Raw genomic sequence first — 17,081 nt, 5'->3', positions numbered from 1 at the left:
GTTACGACCGCGGTGTCGGCGGCGGTGACGAACCGCGCCGGGACGCGCGGACGCGGTCGGTTCTCGGTCGAGCGCCGCAAGCGCCCTCGCGGATAGTGTCCCGCCCCGTATGGGATCGTCCCGAACTGCTCTCGCTCCCGGTCGCGGTCCCGGCCCGGGGACGCCAGCCATCACTGGCGATGCCGACTCGCCCGTCCCACCGCGGGCTTGATCAGGGCGGGGTGGGCCGTGACGGGGTGGTTGAACGCGGCGTGGAATTCGGTGACGCTCTCGGATCGTCGTACTGGCGGCGCGCTCCGTTCGATTGAAGCCGTACCGTTGCTACTTGCGTCCAAAGACACCGCCGGTCAAAATAAATCCCCTACGTTCACAATCAGTGAAACTACCGCGCGACGGCACTACGGAGACGCGATCGGATTCGCGACGTGACTGCCGCGATGACGTCCGAAACGCCGTCGACGGCGCGGCGACCCGTAGGGTAGGTGTCGCATGCGCCATCGGTGGCGACGCTGCTACGCGACCGCTTGCGAATCCCGAAAACCGGGAGAAAAACCGCGCGGTAGACGAGATCGACTTAGAGTAGCCCCGTCTTCTGGAGCTTCATCAGGTCCTCGGTGTCGAGGGTTTCGCCCTCCTTGAACTTCTGATAGATTTCTTCGGCCTCTTCTTTGGCCTCTTCCTTCTTCTTGTCCCGCTCGGACTTGCGCTCCTGCTCTTCTTTCTTGTCCAGTTCGCGCAGGCGCTTCTGGACGCGGACGAAGTCCTCGTGGTGGCGGTCGGCCGCCTCCTGAGCATCGACGAACTTCTCGTGCATCTCGTCGGCCTCGTCACGGATGTCGTCGGCCTCGCGGTAGGCCTCGATCATCTTGTTGTGGTGTTCCTGGGCCTTGTCCGCGAGCTCCGTGACCTTCTGGTGGTGCTTAGAAGCTTCCGAGCGAACTTCCTCGGCTTCCTCGACGAGTTCCTCTAGGTCCTCGTTCTGGTCGAGCTTCTCCTTTCGCTCCTCGTACTCCTCGCGTTTCGACTCGATCTTCTCGATGAGCTCCTTCTCCTCTTCGCTGGAGAGGACCTCGGTCTGCTGCTTGAACTCGAGCTGTTCGATCTCCTCCTCGAGTTCTTCGAGATCCTTGCCCTCGTCGAGCTCCATGTCCGACTTGAGCTGCTCGACCTTGTCGAACAGCTCGTTGGCCTCGGCGTTGAGCTCGTTGCGCTTTTCCTTGTGTTCCTGGACCTGCTCGTTGAGCTCGTCGCGCTTTTCGCGGTGCTCCTGGGCCTCGTCGACCTTCTCGCGCGTCTTCGCGTTCAGGTCGTCGCGTTTGGAAGCCCGCTCGGAGGCCATCTGGTTGAGCTCGTTTCGCCGGTCTCGGAGCTGCCCGGCCATCTTGATGAGCTCGCCTTTCGATTTGTTCTCGAGGTCGTCCTCTGTCAGTTCGATGTTCTTCGATTCGTCTACCATGTTAGTCAAACCTCTGTGCCATACCCGCGCCGGGGAACGGCTCGGCGGCGATCGGCGCCGACGGTCGGTCGCTGCGCGAACGACTGTCGTATCCGAGCTGTCGAGCCGTAGAAAGCGATCGCTCACGATCTGCGAAACCTCGGTGAATAAGATTTCCTGTCATCGATCGTCGAGCGATACGCGCCCCGGCGGCGTTCTGGTAAGCGCAACTACTGTCGCCTGTAATTTAAATGTTCTGGTCGCCCGGGGTCTGAAAACGGTTCACAGGCCTCTCGTCCCTCCTTGTCGGACAGTGACAGGGGTAACGGGAGGTATTTATAAATAGTACCGGTTACGGACCGTCCGATCGCCGAGGCTAACCTCGATATCGACTCGTTCGGCGTCCGACGGAATCGCGACCGTGCCGGCGGGCACCCGGTCGAGCGAGTCGACGTCGACCGTCGTCTCCCCGGACTCGTCGCCGGCGCGCCAGGCGACCCGCGCCCTTCGCGCTCGGTGGGTATCGTTACAGAGCGTTATCCCGACGATCCCCGACCCTGACGCCGGCGGTTCGTCGAGGATGGCCTGTACCGGCTCGAAGGCGTCGGCGAGCGCGCGGTACGCGGGCTTTTCGCTGCCGTCGCTCGAAATGACGCCCGTGCCGCCGCCCGCTCCCGGGTCCCGGAGCGGTGCCGCCGCGAGTATGCCGCAATCGCGCCGCCGGAGCGCCTCCACGGTCGCCTTCAGCGTCCTCGCCTGGCGGGTTTGAGAGGACCCGACGTCGTCGGCTCCATCGGCCCATCGCTCCGCGAGCGCCGGCTCGAGTCCGGGGACCGACGCGGGATCGACGGTCGCGTCGGTCAGTGAGCCGACCTCGACCTCGCCGACGAACGCGCCCAGCGAGGTGTCGATCTCGAGCAGCCAGTCGACGTTCGCGGCGTCGAGGTACCGCCAGCCCGGCGCGAGGCGGGTCGCGTCGGCGTCGGTGCCCGGCGCGCCGGCGGTCGCGACGACGGGGAGGGCTTCGGGGAGCGAATCGGCGATTTCGGAAGCGAGCTCCCGCGCCGGCTCGTCGTCGACCGACGTCCGCCAGGCGCGATAGCGGAACGCGAGCTTCGCGAGGAGGCCGCTCCCGAGCGGGTCCGCGAACGGATCGATCGGCACCTCCCGGACGCCGACCATCGCGAGGCTCGGATGCCGGCCGTACGTCTCGGCGATCGCGTTCGCGAGGTCGAGTCCTCGATCGAGCGCGGGCTCACCGCCGTCCTCGGTCGCGGGCAGGTCCTGCCAGACGAGAATTCCCGCCGCGTCGCAGGCGTCGTACAGCTCCGTCGGCGGGACGTGCCCGCGGACGCGAAGCAGCGTCGCGTTCGCCTCGGCGGCCCGCCGGACGTCCGCGCGGGGATCGCCGCCGGGCAGTCGCGTGAACCCGCGAGCCCGGATGCGCCGACCGTTGACGAGCAGTTCCTCGCCGTCGCGTTCGACCCGGCGGAACGCGACGGTCCGCTCGACGGCGTCGTCGCCGAGTTTCGCCCGCACCGCGTACCGACTCTGCGGGCCGTACCCCTGGGGCCACCACAGCGACGGCTCGCGGATCGGGACCCGCGTCGAGACGGTCGTCCGCTCGCCCGCGGGCGCCTCGACCGCCAGGCGCTCCATGCTGGCGGCGCCGCGGAACCCTTCGGGTCGGAGCGAGAGCGTGAGGTCGTCGTCGACCCCGACGGTGGTGTCGATCTCGGCGGTGACGTCGATCGCGGCGCCCGCGCCGTCCGCGCGCGTGTCAACACGTCGTTGCTCCGTCTCCGCGTCCCCGGTCCCGCTTGCGTCCGGCTCCGGTGCGCCGCCCGCGGCCAGGCGCGGCCGCGCTTCGAGTCGCCGGACGAACGTCGCCGGCCGCGATTCGACGGTGACGTCCCACCAGATGCCCGGCGTCGCGAGGTCGTCCGGAACCTCGTCGGTCGCGTGGATCCCCGGGAACGAGTCGGGTCGCTCGCAGACGACGAGCAGTTCGTTCTCCAGCAGGGGCTCGAACTCGAATCGGGCCGGCACGAAGTGGGGGTCGTGGTCCCCCAGGTGGCGGCCGTTCATCCAAATCTCAGCGCGGCCGTAGGCGCCCCGGACCTCGAGCAGCGCGCGATCGGTCTCCGCGTCCCGCGGGTCCGGAACCGTCGTTCGATAGGCGATCCGGTCCGCGTCGGCAAACGCCGCGTTGCGACCGGGCACCGACACCGGCCGCCACTCCGCGACGGTCGGCACGCCGTCCCCATCCCGGTCCGTGACGATCCCACCCGTCCACTCTCGGCCCCTCTCAGCAGTCATTGTTGCTGCCAGTGAACTGGAAGGAAAAAGCAGTTCCGACGTTTCAGAGGAGGTCCTCGAGCCGGTCGTCGGTCAGCGCCGCGGCGGGATCCGTCGATTCCGTCTCCTGTGCCTCCTTCGCTTCCTTCGCGCGCTCCATGAACGCCCGGATCCGGTCGGACCGCTCCGCGCCGCCGAGCAACACCAGCGCACCGAGGCGGTCGCTGTCCAGCGGGAAGTCTCCGCCGCGGACCTGCATGCTCCCGGTCTCGTCCTCGAGCCAGCTACGGGCCTTCTCGACGCCCTTGCGCGGGATCGCCTCCGGGTTCCCGGCGACGACCAGCAGCGCCGCCTCGGCCGTCGTCGCGTCGGGCAGGCTCGTCCCCGTCAGCAGCGCCTGGCGGGAGACGGTCATCGCCGTCCGGATGTTCTCGCCGCTGTCCTCGCTCGCGATCTCGGTGGCGTAGCCCAGCGCCGCGACCCCGCCCGCGCGGAGGGTGTTGATGACCTCGCTCGAGTCCACTACGCTAGCGGCGGCTGCGCCGCCTCTCGTTCGTGACGTCTTCGACGTCACGCTACTTTCGCCGACCCCGTCGACGGCCTCGCCGGCCGCGAACAGCAGGCCCACGCGCTTGGCGATCCGCTCGTTGATCCGCTCGAAGGCGCCCTCGATGCTCTCGCCCTGTTCGTGCCAGGCGTCGTTGTCGATCAGTAGCGTCGCGTCGGCCTCCCGGAGGAGCGTCTTCAGCGACCGACCGGCGTTGGCCTGGTAGAGCGCCCCCTCATTGCGCCCGGGCAGCACGCCGAGAGCGTAGACGGGGACATCGTAGACCTGCTGGAGGTGGTGGACGAGCACGGGCGCGCCGCCCGAGCCAGTCCCCCCGCCGAGCCCGGCGACGACGAAGATCGCCTCGGCGCGGGAGGTGACGCGGCCGTCGAACGCGTCCAGCACCTGCTCGACGTCGGCCTGCATCACTTCCGTGCCGAGTTCGTTGTCGCCGCCGACGCCGTGACCGTTGACGCGGTCGGCGCCGATCAGTTGCGTGTCGACGAACTCGAGCGATTGGAGGTCGGGCTCCGCGGAGTTGACCGCCAGCGCACCTTGGACGGCACCGAAGTCCATTTCCGCGTCGAACCTGGCGAGCCGTTCGGTGATCTTGCCGCCGGCCTGGCCGACGCCGATCAGGGCGACTTTCATGTCACGGTCATGGTATGGCCGCGTGTTGAACGTTCCGGAGCGAGTCGTCCCGGCGGACGAGGTCGCGGCCCGTAGAAGTTAGATACAAGTCCTCCGGGGAACGGAGCTATGGACGGTAATCCATCACGTATGCGTGTAACACTTGAACGGAAATCGATGCAACGCGGCCGGTTCGGTCCGCGGCGGGGGACGGCTGCCGCCGACGAAGCCGCCGTCCAACGCGATCCGCAGCGGCCGACCACCGAATTCGGGGTGGGTCGATGGTAGCGTTCGAGCCCCGATTGTTCGAGGAGCTCGACCCCGACGAGCGGCCGTCGCTCGGGACGGCGCTCGTTCCCATCGCGGCGATGTTGCTCTTCCTGTGCGTCGGGATCGTCGCGTTCGAACTGGACCCGCAGTTCCCGCTCGTCTGGGGGATCGGGTTCACCGGGCTGTTCGCTCGATACCATCTCGGGCTTTCCTGGGACGAACTCTACGACGGCATGACGGACAGCCTCCTGATGGGGATGCGGGTGCTGCTCATCATGTTCGTCGTCTACGCGCTCATCGCGACGTGGGTCTCGGCCGGGACGATTCCGAGTCTAATGTACTACGGGCTGGAACTCCTCTCGCCGTCGGTGTTCCTGCCGGCGACTGCGATCCTCGCCGCGGTCGTCAGCTTCGCCGTCGGCTCGTCGTGGACCACGGCGGGAACGCTCGGCGTCGCCTTCATCGGCATCGGGTCCGGGCTCGGCGTCCCCGCGCCGATGACGGCCGGGGCGGTCCTGACCGGCGCCTACGCGGGCGACAAGCAGTCGCCGCTGTCGGACACGACGAACCTCGCCGCCGCCGTGAGCAACACCGACCTCTACGATCACATCAACGCGATGCGCGCCGGGACGGCCGTCGCGTTCGGCCTCTCGGTCGTCCTGTACGCCGTCCTCGGCCTGCGGGCCGGCGGCGCCGTCCCCGCCGGACGGATCGCGGAGATCCAGGGCGCCATCGAGGGCACCTACGCCGTGAGCCCGCTGGTCTTCCTTCCGCTCGTGCTCACGTTCGGCCTCGCGATCTACGGCGTTTCGCCGCTTCCCGCTCTCGGCGCGGGCGTGTTCGCGGGCGTGCTGACGTCGATGCTCGTCCAGGGGACTGGGTTCGCCGCGGCCTGGTCCATCGCGCAGTCGGGAACCAGTCCCGAGACCGGGATGGAACTGGTCGACGAACTGCTCGCGAGCGACGGGCTCCTCGGCGGGGCGTGGATCGTGACGATCGCGATGGCTGCGCTCTCGCTCGGCGGCCTGCTCGAGCGCGCGGGTGTACTCGCCGTCCTCGCGCACCACCTCGGCCGGCTGAGCCGCGGTGTAGCGAGTCTCACCGGCGTGACGGTGCTCTCGTCGGTCTCGATGAACGTGCTCGCCGCCGAGCAGTACATCAGCATCGTCGTTCCCGGGATGTCCCTCCGGAACCTCTACCACGAGCAGGGGCTGAAGAGCGAGAACCTCTCGCGCGCCGTCGAAGCCTCCGGGACGACGACCTCCGCGCTCGTCCCCTGGTCGAGCGGCGGCCTGTTCATGGCCGGGACGCTCAACGTCGCTACGCTGTCGTACGCGCCGTACTACTTCTTCGGCCTTCTGTCGCCAGTTATCCTCCTCCTCATGGGCGTGACCGGGTGGCAGATCGCGTTCGCGGATCGAGCCCCCGCGGACGCCGCCGGGTCGACGACCCGATCGGCAGCCGAGCCCGATCCCGAGCCGATCGCGCCTGGCGAGGACTGACCGCAACCGGCGGCTCCGCATCGTTTTCGACCGCTGCGAGGAAAACCGCGGGCGGGACGAGTATGGCACGAGTCACAATACCTTTCTTCCCGATTCTCGTCCCTTCCCGTATGTTCTACGAACAACGGATGACCGTCCCCGACTCGCCCGCCGACCTCCGGGCCGAGTACGAGGACGACCTCGCGACGATCGTCGAGGACCGCGGCCCGTCCGCGGTCGCGACCGAGATTGACGTTGACCGGGCCAGGCTCGACACGCTGGTCGACGGCGACTCGCCGGAACTGAGCCTCGAGGAGGCCGCCGCGATCCAGTCGCTCGGAGACGGCGAGCCCGACCCCGAGACGATCGAGACGATGGCGCTCGAACACCTACTGCTGGGCATGTCGACGGCGGTGCTCGATGTCGACGCAGTCGAGAGCGAACTCGACCTCGAGTTGGACGCCAAGGAGATCCAGCAGAAACTCGAGAGCCGCGCGCCGATGTCCTTCGAGGAGTTCGTCCACGTGCAGTACGTGATCGCCGACGGCGCGCCGTAGGCGCGAGGCGCAGCCCCGAACTTTATCGCTCGCGGCGGTGTCCGTTCGCCATGTCAGATTCGGAGCGCAGCGAGAACCGAGAACGGGAACTGGCGGCGATTCTGGAGCGCAAACCCGGCACCGAGGCCATCCCCGATTTCGAGGACCGGTACCGGGTCGTCGGCGCCGCCGACCGGAGCACGTACGCGAACTGGCTCACGCCGGTCGAGGACCACTACGTCTGCCACCGCAACGAGACGCTGGACCCCGAGATCGACGACTGGACGGTCGAACTCACCGGTGCGGTCGACCGAGACGCCGACCTCGACATGAAGACCATCCGGGAGGACTATCCCGCGGTCGCGGTGGCGCACACGATGGAGTGTGCGGGCAACGGTCGGGGCTACTTCGAGCCCGAAACCGGGAACGTCCAGTGGGAGTACGGGGCCGTCAGCACGGCGTTCTGGACCGGAGCACCGCTCTCGTCGGTCCTCGCCGATCACGGCGCGGCGACCGACGACGGAACGTGGCTCACCGCGGTCGGCGGCGACCACCCCGAAGTCGACGCGGAGAACGACCGATTCGCCCGCTCGGTCCCGATGTCGAAGGTACTCGACGACTGCATCCTCGCCTACGAGGTCAACGGCGAGCCGCTGCCGCCGGAACACGGGCGCCCAGTTCGACTGCTCGTTCCCGGCTGGTACGGGGTCAACAGCGTCAAGTGGCTCTCCGAACTCCACGTGACGGAGAAGATGGTCCACGGGCCGGAGTGGGAGGACCGCGATGGCGCCGACTACACCAAATGGCAGCAGTCCTCCTACCGGATCCATCCCGAGGGCGTCGAGCCCGAGTCCCGCGAAACGGTCTCGACCTACGACACCTGGGAACAGCAAGCGTCCGACGAGGTCGACCACCCGTACACCTTCGACGAGAACGTCAAGTCGACGATCGGCTACCCCGACGACGGCGCGACCGTATCACCGCGGGGCGACGGCACAATCGAAGTCGTCGGCGTCGCCTGGGCCGGCGACGACCAGGTGACGGAAATCGAGGTCTCGACCGACGGCGGGGACGGCTGGGACGAGGGCTCGTTCTTCGGGCCGAACTACGACTGCGCCTGGCGGCTGTTCCGATACGTCTGGGAGCCGTCGCCAGGCTCGTACACCCTCGTCTCCCGGGCGACCGACGAGCACGGGCGTCGGCAGCCCGCGCGCATCTCGCGGCCGGACGCGGACGAGGCCGAAACCGAGGACGGCGAGGGTGGTGCTGACGATAGCGACGACGAATACCCGTGGAACGAGGGCGGCTACGCCGAGAACGCGTACGCGCCCCACGCGGTCGAGGTCACGGTCGACCGCGAGTAGGCGGCTCCGACGGACCCTCGTCGATCGAGTCGACCATCGCCGGAAATCGCGACCGACCCGTCCCGAGGTCCCGATTCGAGCGGTGCAATTATGTCCGATCGGCCGCGAGATCGGGTATGCGAGTCGCAATTCTGGGGTGTGGCTACGTCGGCCTGGAACTGGGCCGCCAGCTCGTAGCCCGCGGCCACGAGCCGATCGGCGTCCGCCGCTCGGACGACGGGGTCGCGCGGATCGAGGACGCCGGATTCGACGCCGTTCGGGCGGACGTCACCGATCGCGGCGACCTCGACGCAGTGCCGCCCGTCGACGCCATCGTCTTCGCCGCCAGTAGCGGCGGCCGAGGCGCCGACGCCGCCCGCGAGGTGTACGTCGAGGGGCTGCGGACGGCGATTGAGGCCTTCGGCGAACGCGAGGGTGCGGGCGCGCCCGATCGCCTGGTCTACGCGTCCTCGACGGGGGTCCACGGCGACCACGGCGGCGACTGGGTCGACGAGGAGACGCCGATCGAGCCGACGACGGAGAAGACCGAGGTGCTCGCCGAGGCCGAGCGGATCGCGCTCGAGTACCCCGACGAGTACGGCTACGAGGGGACCGTCGCCCGCTTTGCCGGATTGTTCGGTCCCGACCGGTACCGACTCCAACGGTACCTCGAGGGCCCCGTCACGGAGGGGTACCTGAACATGGTCCACCGGGACGATGCCGCCGGTGCGGTCCGCTTCCTGCTCGAAGAGGACATAGCGCGCGGCGAGGTCGTCCAGGTGGTCGACGACGAGCCGGCGCCGAAGTGGGACTTCGCGGACTGGCTGGCCGACGAGTGCGGCGTCGAGCGGCCGCCCAAGCGGACGAAGGACGAACGGCTCGAGGACGACGAGCTGTCTGCGGCGGCCAGGCGACGGATCCTGACGAGCAAGCGGTGTTCGAACGAGAAACTGCGCGAGCTGGGCTACGAGTTCGCGTATCCGACCTTCCGGGAAGGGTATCGGGACGCGATCGAGGCCTATCGCGCCGAGACCGCGGACTGACGCCCGGCGACACCCCGAAATCGGGGGAAAATTCATGGTGATTCGATTTGACGTGCTGATATGAGCTATCGGAGCGTCCCGACGGCCGCGACGACCGTCGGGGCGGACCCGCTGGCGTCGATGCCCGAGTCGGTGGGCGACTCGATCCGCGCGCTCGACCCGTTGGTCCTCTCCCTGCTGGTTCTCGCCGTCGTCGCGCTCGTCCTCGGCGGGTGGTGGGTGATCCGCTGGTTCCGGCGGCCTCCGGGGGTCCGGCTCCAGCGCGTGTTGGCCGATCACGACGAGGTGACGGTGCTGATGCATCCCAATCCCGATCCGGACGCCATGTCGTGTGCGATGGGGATCGCGGCGATCGCGGAGTCGGTCGACGCCGACGCGACCCTGCAGTACCCCGGCGAGATCCGACACCAGGAGAACCGCGCGTTCCGGACCGTTCTGAACCTGGACCTCGACCCCCTCGAGGCGAGCTCGCAGCTCGATTCGGAGGCGGTGGTGCTGGTCGATCACAACACGCCGCGCGGATTCACGGGCGCCCAGACCGTCGAGCCGATCGCGGTCGTCGACCACCATCCCGGCAACGGCGCCGGGACGAAGTTCACCGACGTCCGAACCGGCTACGGCGCGGCGTCGACGATCGTCGTCGAGTACTTAGACGACATCGGCGCGACGATGGCCGCGGCGGACGGCGGCGGGTTCGAGGTATCGCCGGAACTCGCGACGGGGCTGCTCTACGGCATCCAGTCGGACACGAACCACCTGACCAACGGCTGCTCGCGGGCCGAGTTCGACGCCTGCGCCGCTCTTTTTTCCGGGATCGACGAGGACCTTCTCGACCGGATCGCCAACCCGCAGATCAGCGACGACGTGTTGCAGGTCAAGGCGACGGCGATCACCGAAAAGCGGGTCGAGGGCCCCTTCGCCGTCTGCGACGTCGGCGAGATCGGCAACGTGGACGCGATCCCCCAGGCCGCGGACGAACTCATGCACCTCGAGGGCGTCACGGCGGTGGTCGTCTACGGGGAACACGACGGGACGATCCACCTCTCGGGTCGCTCGCGCGACGACCGGGTGCACATGGGCGAGACCCTGCGCCACGCCATCAGCGACATTCCGATGGCCAGCGCCGGCGGCCACGCCCGGATGGGCGGCGGCCAGCTCTCGGTCGATCACATGGCGGGGATCGGCCCCTCCGACGGCATCAGCCGAACGGAGTTCGAAGAGCGGCTCTTCGCCGCGATGTCGGGCGAGCGGTGACCGGTCGTCGTTAATCGTCGTCAGTCGCCGTTCTCGAGGAGCGATCGTATCCCCGACGGATCGGCCGTCTCGCCGATCCCGACGAAGTGCGCCGCACACGCGTTCCCGAGCGCGAGCGCCGTCTCGAGCGACCAGGCGCGTGCGAGTCCGCAGGCCAGGCCGGCCGAGAACCGGTCGCCCGCGCCGGTCGTCCGCTGGGGCTTGCCGATGTCGAGCATTTCGACGATAGCGGTGTCGTCGCGCGTCGCCCCGACGGCGGCGTCGGAGCCGTGGGAGACGACGCCGGTGACGCCGAGCGCCGAGCGGAGCGCGCTCGCCCGATCCCGAACCCGGCCGGCGTCCGCATCCGTGTCCGTATCCGTTCCCGCGTCTCCGCTCGAATCCGCGCCGTCTCCCGCGACGTCGCCGCCTTCCGCGGCCCGCGCGGCGGCGTCGAGTTCCGTCGGATTCACGCTCAAGAACACGGCCGCCGCGCCCGGCGAATCGGCGCGTGCGAGCGCGTCGAACAGATCCGCGAGGGCCGCCGGCTCGACCGCGTCGATCGGACCGGGGTCGACCACCACCGGAAGCGGCTCGTCCGGCGGGGCCGCCGCCAGGCGGTCGAAGACGCCCGCGAGCCCACGGACCGAGACCCAGTTCCCACAGCAGAGCGCGTCCGCGCCGACGACGCGCTCCCAGTCGACGACCGACAGCAACTCGTCGATCCCCCAGTCTTCGGCCGGCCCCGGCTCGGAGAACATGACCTCGTCTCCATCGAACGCCACGACGCGGATCGTCGCCGGGCACCCCATCGAGTGCGTCTCGAACGGAAACTCGGACAACACCGGGTGGTCGAGGTGGCCGACGAGCGTCGCCGACTCGCCGAGTTCGTGGACCTGGATCGCCGCGTTGACCGCCTGGCCGCCAGGCCGATCGTCGACGGGCTCGAGTGCGAACGAGCGGCCGCCCGCGGTGAGTTGATCGGCGAACGCGGCGGCTGCCTCGAGTCGATCGCCGCCGGCTCCCGAGAGTGCGTACCACCGGTCGACGCTGCCGTCGGGCAGCGAGAGGACGGTTCGGGGATCGTCCGACTCGAACGCGGCGAGCCGATCGCGGAGCGCGTCGTAGCTCACGCTCGAGACTGCACCGGTCGGCGGCAAAAAGCAACGGCTGGCACCGCGACCGAGCGGCGAACCGATGATCGAGGGCGTCGATCGCACGGTCGCCGCGCGGATCGCGACGAGGCAGTGGGCAGCGGCGACTGCCGACGGTGTGTCAGTGTCGATCCGAGTTCACCGCCTCGGATCGACCGACGCCGCCGGCTGCCGATTACCGGCGGTCGGCGGCCGGTTTCAGCGGATTTCCTTCCACTCCGAAGCGCAGTCCGGGCAGATCCGTACCGTCTTGATGTCGTTCGGGTCGTTTTCGGTCTTCAGCGGCTTCTCGCAGTCGCCGCAGACGAGCCGATCGTAGGTGTCCTTGTCGAGTTCCCCGTCACGCAGTGCCTTCCGGACTGATTTCATGTTCGCCCTGTAAGAAGGAGGGGAAGAAAAAGACCGGTGCTTTTTCGAGTTCCGACTCGCCCGCGCCGATCCGTAACCGTTGACCCCGTCGGCGAGACAACGAAGGTATGAGCGAGACGACGACCGAGTCGCCGAGCGAGACGGCGGCCGGACGGCGCCACGCCGGTCGAACCGGCGTGTTCGGGTCGCTGTGCGTGATGGTCTTTCTGGTCAATATCGGTCGGGTGATCTACGCGCCGCTGCTCGAACCCTTCCGGGAGGCCTTCGGCGCGAGCGCGGCCGCCGTCGGCCTGCTGGCGACGCTGGCCTGGCTCGGCGCCGCGGCCCTCCAGATTCCGACTGGCTACCTCCTGACGCGGTTCCCGCGTCACTGGTTGATCCTCGCGTCGGGCGGTCTGCTCGCCGCGGGATCGGTGTTCGCGGCCACCGCTCGAAGCCTCGAGGTGCTCTCCATTGGCGCGCTATGTATGGGGATCGCCAGCAGCGCCTACTTCGTGGCGGCGAGTCCGCTGGTCAGCGAACTATTTCCCGCGCGGGTCGGGCGCGCGATCGGCGTCCACGGCACGTCGAGCCAGGCCGCCGCGGTGGCCGCCCCGCTGCTGGTCGGCGCTTTCTTCGCGGTCGCCTGGCCCGTGGCCGCCTGGCGCGCGCTCTTTATCGCAATCGCGCTGGCGGCGGTCGCGTCGACGGCCGCGCTGTTCGTCGCCGCGCGGCGCGCGACGCTGCCGACGGCCGGGAAACTCGACCGGGACCTCCGGGCGGCGCTGCGCCGCCAGTGGCCGATCGTCGCCACGGGCGTGGCGATCGTCGGGGTCACGGCGCTGGTCTGGAACGGCGTGTTCAATTTCTATGTGACCTACCTCGTCGAGGTCAAGGGGTTCCCGGAGGGGTTCGCCCGGTCGGTCCTGACGCTGCTTTTTCTGGCCGGCGTGCCGGCGTTCGCGATCACGGGCTGGATCGCCGATCGCGTCCGGTTCGTGCCGCTTCTGCTATCGATCGTCGGCGCGTTCCTCCTCGCCCTGCTCGCGCTGACCGTCGTCGAGGGAACCTGGGCGATCCTCGCGGTCACGGCAGTTATGGGCTACGTCATCCACAGCATCTTCCCCGCCTCGGACACCTACGTCCTCGCCTCGGTCCCCGACGAGAACCGCGCCAGCGCCTACGCCCTGTTCACCGGCGTCATGATGCCGCTTCAGGCGGCCGGGAGCGCGGTCCTCGGATTTCTGGTCGACGCCGGCGTGGCGTTCGACGCCGCGTTCCGACTCCTCGCGCTCGGCGTGGGCGTCGTCCTGGTCGGCCTGGTCGCCCTCTATGCGGCCGGCCGGCTTCCGACGGGCGCGAACGGGGAACCGAGAGCGAGCGCGGACGCGAACTGACCGTCGGCGAGTCAGCAACCCGGCGACCGCTCGATTTCGGCCGACGCGTCCCGCCGCCCGGAGTCGTGGCCGTTTTACCGGTCCGCTCGAACAACCCATCGATGGAGTACGTCCAGGAACGGATCGCGACGCTTCACGAGTTCGGGGAGTGCTCGGGGGCGGACGCGGAAGCAGGCGGTGACCTCGCGCGCGAGGCCGCCAGCGCGGTTGCCGAGACGGCCGTCGTCGTCCCGATGGCCGGCCGCGAGTACGAGAGTCCCGCGGCTGACCGCGTGCTCGGCGAGCTCGAACGGCTGGTGCCGGCACCCGCCGCGGTCTTCGTCCCCGTCCGCACCGAGCCCGAGCGAATCGGTCCGTTCCGGGACTGGCTGGACACGTTCGACCTGCCGACCCGCGTCCTCTGGTGTAACGCGCCTGGCGTCGATCGGCTGTTCGCCGACGCGGGCCTGGCCGGCGACTTCGGGAAGGGCCGGGACGTCTGGCTCGCGCTCGGACCCGCGGCCGACGCCGCCGACACCGTCGTCGTCCACGACGCCGACGCCCGGAGCTACGAGGCCGAGCACGTCCGTCGGCTGCTCGCGCCGCTGACGCTGGACTACGAGTTCTCGAAGGGCTACTACGCTCGCGTCGAACGCGACCGGCTCTACGGTCGCCTCTTTCGGCTGTTCTACGAACCGCTCGTGCGCGCCCTCGCCGCCGCCCACGACGCGCCGATCGTCGACTACCTCGGCGCGTTCCGGTACGCCCTGGCCGGCGAGTTCGCCGCGACCGCCGACCTCGCTCGCCGGCTCCGCGCGCCGCGGGCCTGGGGGCTCGAGGTCGGGACGCTCGGCGACGCCTACGACGTCGCCGGCTTCGGCGGGAGCGCGCAGGTCGACCTCGGCCGCCACGAGCACGACCACCGCGCGGTCACCGGCGACGCCGGCCTCGAGGGGATGAGCCGCGAGGTCGCCGCCGAACTTCTGCGCGCGCTCGAGGACCGCGGCGTCGAGCCCGACTACGAGACGCTGCCCGACCGCTACCGGGTGGCCGGCGGCGAACTGATCGACCAGTACCGCGCCGACGCGGCGTTCAACGGGCTCGAGTACGACCCCGCCGGCGAGCGGGATCAGGTCGCCCGCTACGCCGAGTCGATCGCCCCGCCGGGGCCCGACACGCGGCTACCGCGGTGGACCGAGGCCCCGTTCTCGCCGGCCGACGTGCTCGTGGCGGCCAGGCCCTGGCGGACACGGGATGCGGATCGAGGACGGGGCGGGAGCGCGGCGCGTCGGTTCGGGCTCGCGAGCCGAGAGACTAAAGACTAATCCGATCACTCCCCGTTGGACCGCGTATGGACGCGACCGCCGACGAACTGGCCGGCGTGGTCGACCTCTTCGGCGGGTTGACCCGCACGGAGCTCGAGCGGGCGCTCGCCGAGGCCGCCTACCGCGACGACGGGCGGGCCGTCGACGACGCGGCCCTCGAGGCGGCGATCGACCGGGCGATCGAGGACTTCGCGCTCTGCCGGTACGAACCCCGCGAGCCCCGCGATGACGGCGTGGCCCCCGACGGAGCTGCCTCGGACGGCGAGCCGCTGCTGGTCGCCGGTCCGACGGCCTTTCCGACGGTGCCGGAGTACGCGGAGGACGTCCCGCACATCCTCGATATCGACCGGCGACGACTCGACCGCGAGGCCCTCGGCGCGGCCGCTCGCGAGCGCGTTCGCGAGGCCGCCGACGAGGCCGTCGCCGCGGGCGACGTCGACCGGATCCGGACCCTGATCGACGTCAGCTACGACGTCGAAGCCTGGGCCCCGGTCGAGCTCACGGACGAACGGACGCGACTGGAGGACGCGCTCGAGGAATGACGCGACGGAGACTGACGCTCGACCCGGTCGCGACTCACGAACCGGCCGAGATCGACGATCAGCCGTACGACGCGGCCGTGCTCGCACCGATCGTCGACCGCGACGGCGAGGATCACCTGCTCTTTACCAGGCGGGCCGACGACCTCGGCGAGCACCCGGGACAGATGAGCTTCCCCGGGGGCGGAGCCGAGCCGGAGGACGAGACGATCCTCGATACCGCGCTTCGGGAGGCCAACGAGGAGATCGGCCTCGAGCGCGATGAGGCGGAGATCGTCGGCCAACTGGACGACATCCGGACGATATCCGAGTACGCGGTCACGCCCTTCGTCGGGCACGTGCCGGACCGCGAGTACGAACGCGACGGGCGTGAAGTCGCCGAGATCGTCGTGCTCCCGCTTTCGGGGCTGCTCGATCCGGCCAACTACGAGTACGAGCGCCGCGATCACCCCTACTACGGCGACATCGTCATTCACTACTTCCACGTCGACGGCTACACCGTCTGGGGCGCGACGGGCCGCATTCTCGTGCAACTGCTCGAACTGGCGACGGACTTCGAAGCGCCCGAGAAAGTCGACCGCTCCAACCGCTGAGGGCGTTCGTCCCGTCGGCGCGTTCGTTCGCCGCCGCCGGACGTTTTTCAACCCCTACGCGGAAGGCATCGATATGGTGATCTCCACCGAATCGGCCCTCGACCTCGCGGACGTCGAGCTAGGCGATCTGTTCGTAAAGGAGTACGACGACGCCGTCGTGTACGGCGATATGGAGAGCGAGACGGTGTTGCACGAGGGCGCGATACGCCTGCTCGCGAACGGATGGGTGGAACTGCCGAGCGGTCGGCTCCTGTCACCGACCGCAGTGCACCACATCGACGAAAATCCGGACGCGGACGGTTAATATCTGGGTCAACTCGAGAAGACGACTTGTGAGACTAACTTCCGGCCTATCTCGAAGGGATAACGTAGGGGTGAGTAGTGCACGCGAGAGCGAGCGGCGATCACCGCGTCGTCGCGACGGAACGAGCGCGGCTCCGACTCCGAGACGTCACAGTTCCTCGATCGAACGCAGCTTCTGTTCGACGTCCGGCGGCGCGGCGCTGGGGCCGTCGCGCACGCGGTGGTCCGGAATCAGGATCGGTGCCGGGTTCTCGTCGAGCGCGGTCCGGACCAGGATGACGTCGTCCTCGTCCTCGTGATCGAGGTTGGGGGTCATCCGCGCGAGGGTATCGACGTCGACCTGGTCGCCGTAGGGGATCTCGCGGACCTGCTCCAAGACCGCGCGCTGGTCGGTGGGCATGGTCATCGCGACCTGGACGTCGTCGAAGGTGACCGGCTCCAGCCCGTCGAGGTACTCGAAGACCCGATCGAGGACGGGATGGTCGTCGTCGGCGTCGTCCTCAGGCACGTCGGGGAAGGAGACGCTGAGGACCCGCCCGCTGGCGGCTCCGATCTCGACGTACCGGTCGAGGTACGGCGACTCCCGCACGTAAATTCCGGCGTCCGTAACGTCCTCCATACCCGTTC

16 protein-coding genes are annotated in these 17,081 nt (G+C 69.1%); 10 read left to right on the top strand and 6 right to left on the bottom strand.

From position 1 onward, the window contains the following. Positions 1 to 574: 574 nt before the first annotated feature. The 3 genes from BMY29_RS14955 to BMY29_RS14945 form a co-directional block, all read right to left on the bottom strand. Complete coding sequence (locus BMY29_RS14955) at positions 575 to 1,456, bottom strand: coiled-coil protein (RefSeq protein WP_049989706.1); 882 nt, start codon at positions 1,454 to 1,456, stop codon at positions 575 to 577. A gap of 315 nt (positions 1,457 to 1,771) precedes the next feature. Next, on the bottom strand, positions 1,772 to 3,754 hold the full coding sequence (locus tag BMY29_RS14950; RefSeq protein ID WP_049989705.1) for a glycoside hydrolase family 2 protein: 1,983 nt from the start codon (positions 3,752 to 3,754) through the stop codon (positions 1,772 to 1,774). Positions 3,755 to 3,797: 43 nt separating this feature from the next. Next, a complete protein-coding gene (locus BMY29_RS14945) occupies positions 3,798 to 4,931 on the bottom strand; it encodes a tubulin/FtsZ family protein (protein ID WP_049989704.1) in 1,134 nt (377 codons plus the stop codon). Positions 4,932 to 5,191: 260 nt separating this feature from the next. Between BMY29_RS14945 and arcD the strand changes: the two genes are divergently transcribed. From arcD to BMY29_RS14920, 5 genes are all read left to right on the top strand, one after another. Next, complete coding sequence (gene arcD / locus BMY29_RS14940) at positions 5,192 to 6,682, top strand: arginine/ornithine antiporter ArcD (protein WP_049989703.1); 1,491 nt, start codon at positions 5,192 to 5,194, stop codon at positions 6,680 to 6,682. A gap of 110 nt (positions 6,683 to 6,792) precedes the next feature. Continuing rightward, entirely contained in the window at positions 6,793 to 7,218 is a 426-nt protein-coding gene (locus tag BMY29_RS14935; protein ID WP_049989702.1) for a DUF5791 family protein, read from the top strand. A 50-nt stretch (positions 7,219 to 7,268) separates the two neighbouring features. Further along, on the top strand, positions 7,269 to 8,561 hold the full coding sequence (locus BMY29_RS14930) for a sulfite oxidase (RefSeq protein WP_049989701.1): 1,293 nt from the start codon (positions 7,269 to 7,271) through the stop codon (positions 8,559 to 8,561). Positions 8,562 to 8,677: 116 nt separating this feature from the next. Next, positions 8,678 to 9,583 carry an SDR family oxidoreductase gene (locus BMY29_RS14925; RefSeq protein WP_049989700.1) on the top strand — a complete coding sequence of 302 codons (906 nt, stop codon included), beginning with the start codon at positions 8,678 to 8,680 and terminating at the stop codon, positions 9,581 to 9,583. A 60-nt stretch (positions 9,584 to 9,643) separates the two neighbouring features. Beyond that, the gene (locus BMY29_RS14920; protein ID WP_049989699.1) at positions 9,644 to 10,837 is read left to right on the top strand and encodes a DHH family phosphoesterase; all 1,194 of its coding nucleotides are present in this window, start codon (positions 9,644 to 9,646) and stop codon (positions 10,835 to 10,837) included. 20 nt (positions 10,838 to 10,857) lie between these two features. On the opposite strand, the gene BMY29_RS14915 is transcribed toward BMY29_RS14920, so the two are convergent. Next, positions 10,858 to 11,949 (bottom strand): PfkB family carbohydrate kinase, encoded by a 1,092-nt coding sequence (locus BMY29_RS14915; protein WP_049989768.1) that lies wholly within the window; start codon positions 11,947 to 11,949, stop codon positions 10,858 to 10,860. Positions 11,950 to 12,168: 219 nt separating this feature from the next. Continuing rightward, positions 12,169 to 12,339, bottom strand: a complete 171-nt coding sequence (locus BMY29_RS21185) for an HVO_0758 family zinc finger protein (protein ID WP_173424890.1) — start codon at positions 12,337 to 12,339, stop codon at positions 12,169 to 12,171. A gap of 107 nt (positions 12,340 to 12,446) precedes the next feature. Here BMY29_RS21185 and BMY29_RS14910 point away from each other — a divergent pair, with 107 nt between their 5' ends. The 5 genes from BMY29_RS14910 to BMY29_RS14890 all read left to right on the top strand — a co-directional run bounded on the left by BMY29_RS14910 (position 12,447) and on the right by BMY29_RS14890 (position 16,455). After that, entirely contained in the window at positions 12,447 to 13,715 is a 1,269-nt protein-coding gene (locus BMY29_RS14910) for an MFS transporter (RefSeq protein WP_206539054.1), read from the top strand. Between the two features lie 101 nt (positions 13,716 to 13,816). Beyond that, on the top strand, positions 13,817 to 15,019 hold the full coding sequence (locus BMY29_RS14905) for a glycosyltransferase family protein (protein WP_049989697.1): 1,203 nt from the start codon (positions 13,817 to 13,819) through the stop codon (positions 15,017 to 15,019). Between the two features lie 26 nt (positions 15,020 to 15,045). After that, positions 15,046 to 15,561, top strand: a complete 516-nt coding sequence (locus tag BMY29_RS14900; RefSeq protein ID WP_049989696.1) for a DUF7109 family protein — start codon at positions 15,046 to 15,048, stop codon at positions 15,559 to 15,561. Beyond that, a complete protein-coding gene (locus tag BMY29_RS14895) occupies positions 15,558 to 16,151 on the top strand; it encodes an NUDIX hydrolase (RefSeq protein WP_049989695.1) in 594 nt (197 codons plus the stop codon). Before BMY29_RS14900 ends, BMY29_RS14895 begins: the two co-directional genes overlap by 4 nt. 73 nt (positions 16,152 to 16,224) lie before the next feature. Next, a complete protein-coding gene (locus BMY29_RS14890; protein WP_049989694.1) occupies positions 16,225 to 16,455 on the top strand; it encodes a hypothetical protein in 231 nt (76 codons plus the stop codon). A gap of 147 nt (positions 16,456 to 16,602) precedes the next feature. On the opposite strand, the gene BMY29_RS14885 is transcribed toward BMY29_RS14890, so the two are convergent. Then, on the bottom strand, positions 16,603 to 17,073 hold the full coding sequence (locus tag BMY29_RS14885) for an MGMT family protein (protein WP_049989693.1): 471 nt from the start codon (positions 17,071 to 17,073) through the stop codon (positions 16,603 to 16,605). Positions 17,074 to 17,081: the final 8 nt, after the last annotated feature.

This window comes from Natrinema salifodinae (assembly GCF_900110455.1).
Taxonomy (GTDB): domain Archaea; phylum Halobacteriota; class Halobacteria; order Halobacteriales; family Natrialbaceae; genus Natrinema; species Natrinema salifodinae.
Note: the sequence above shows the minus strand (reverse complement) of the source record. Positions and strands in the feature narration are given on the sequence as shown.

What these genes read in the sequence shown, in the direction of transcription:
- BMY29_RS14930 (WP_049989701.1), top strand. Translation starts at nt 7,269, where the DNA reads ATGTCAGATTCGGAGCGCAGCGAGAACCGAGAACGGGAACTGGCGGCG.
- BMY29_RS14925 (WP_049989700.1), top strand. Translation starts at nt 8,678, where the DNA reads ATGCGAGTCGCAATTCTGGGGTGTGGCTACGTCGGCCTGGAACTGGGC.
- BMY29_RS14920 (WP_049989699.1), top strand. Translation starts at nt 9,644, where the DNA reads ATGAGCTATCGGAGCGTCCCGACGGCCGCGACGACCGTCGGGGCGGAC.
- arcD (WP_049989703.1), top strand. Translation starts at nt 5,192, where the DNA reads ATGGTAGCGTTCGAGCCCCGATTGTTCGAGGAGCTCGACCCCGACGAG.
- BMY29_RS14900 (WP_049989696.1), top strand. Translation starts at nt 15,046, where the DNA reads ATGGACGCGACCGCCGACGAACTGGCCGGCGTGGTCGACCTCTTCGGC.
- BMY29_RS14885 (WP_049989693.1), bottom strand. Translation starts at nt 17,073, where the DNA reads ATGGAGGACGTTACGGACGCCGGAATTTACGTGCGGGAGTCGCCGTAC.
- BMY29_RS14945 (WP_049989704.1), bottom strand. Translation starts at nt 4,931, where the DNA reads ATGAAAGTCGCCCTGATCGGCGTCGGCCAGGCCGGCGGCAAGATCACC.
- BMY29_RS14935 (WP_049989702.1), top strand. Translation starts at nt 6,793, where the DNA reads ATGTTCTACGAACAACGGATGACCGTCCCCGACTCGCCCGCCGACCTC.
- BMY29_RS14905 (WP_049989697.1), top strand. Translation starts at nt 13,817, where the DNA reads ATGGAGTACGTCCAGGAACGGATCGCGACGCTTCACGAGTTCGGGGAG.
- BMY29_RS14910 (WP_206539054.1), top strand. Translation starts at nt 12,447, where the DNA reads ATGAGCGAGACGACGACCGAGTCGCCGAGCGAGACGGCGGCCGGACGG.
- BMY29_RS14955 (WP_049989706.1), bottom strand. Translation starts at nt 1,456, where the DNA reads ATGGTAGACGAATCGAAGAACATCGAACTGACAGAGGACGACCTCGAG.
- BMY29_RS14890 (WP_049989694.1), top strand. Translation starts at nt 16,225, where the DNA reads ATGGTGATCTCCACCGAATCGGCCCTCGACCTCGCGGACGTCGAGCTA.
- BMY29_RS14950 (WP_049989705.1), bottom strand. Translation starts at nt 3,754, where the DNA reads ATGACTGCTGAGAGGGGCCGAGAGTGGACGGGTGGGATCGTCACGGAC.
- BMY29_RS14895 (WP_049989695.1), top strand. Translation starts at nt 15,558, where the DNA reads ATGACGCGACGGAGACTGACGCTCGACCCGGTCGCGACTCACGAACCG.
- BMY29_RS21185 (WP_173424890.1), bottom strand. Translation starts at nt 12,339, where the DNA reads ATGAAATCAGTCCGGAAGGCACTGCGTGACGGGGAACTCGACAAGGAC.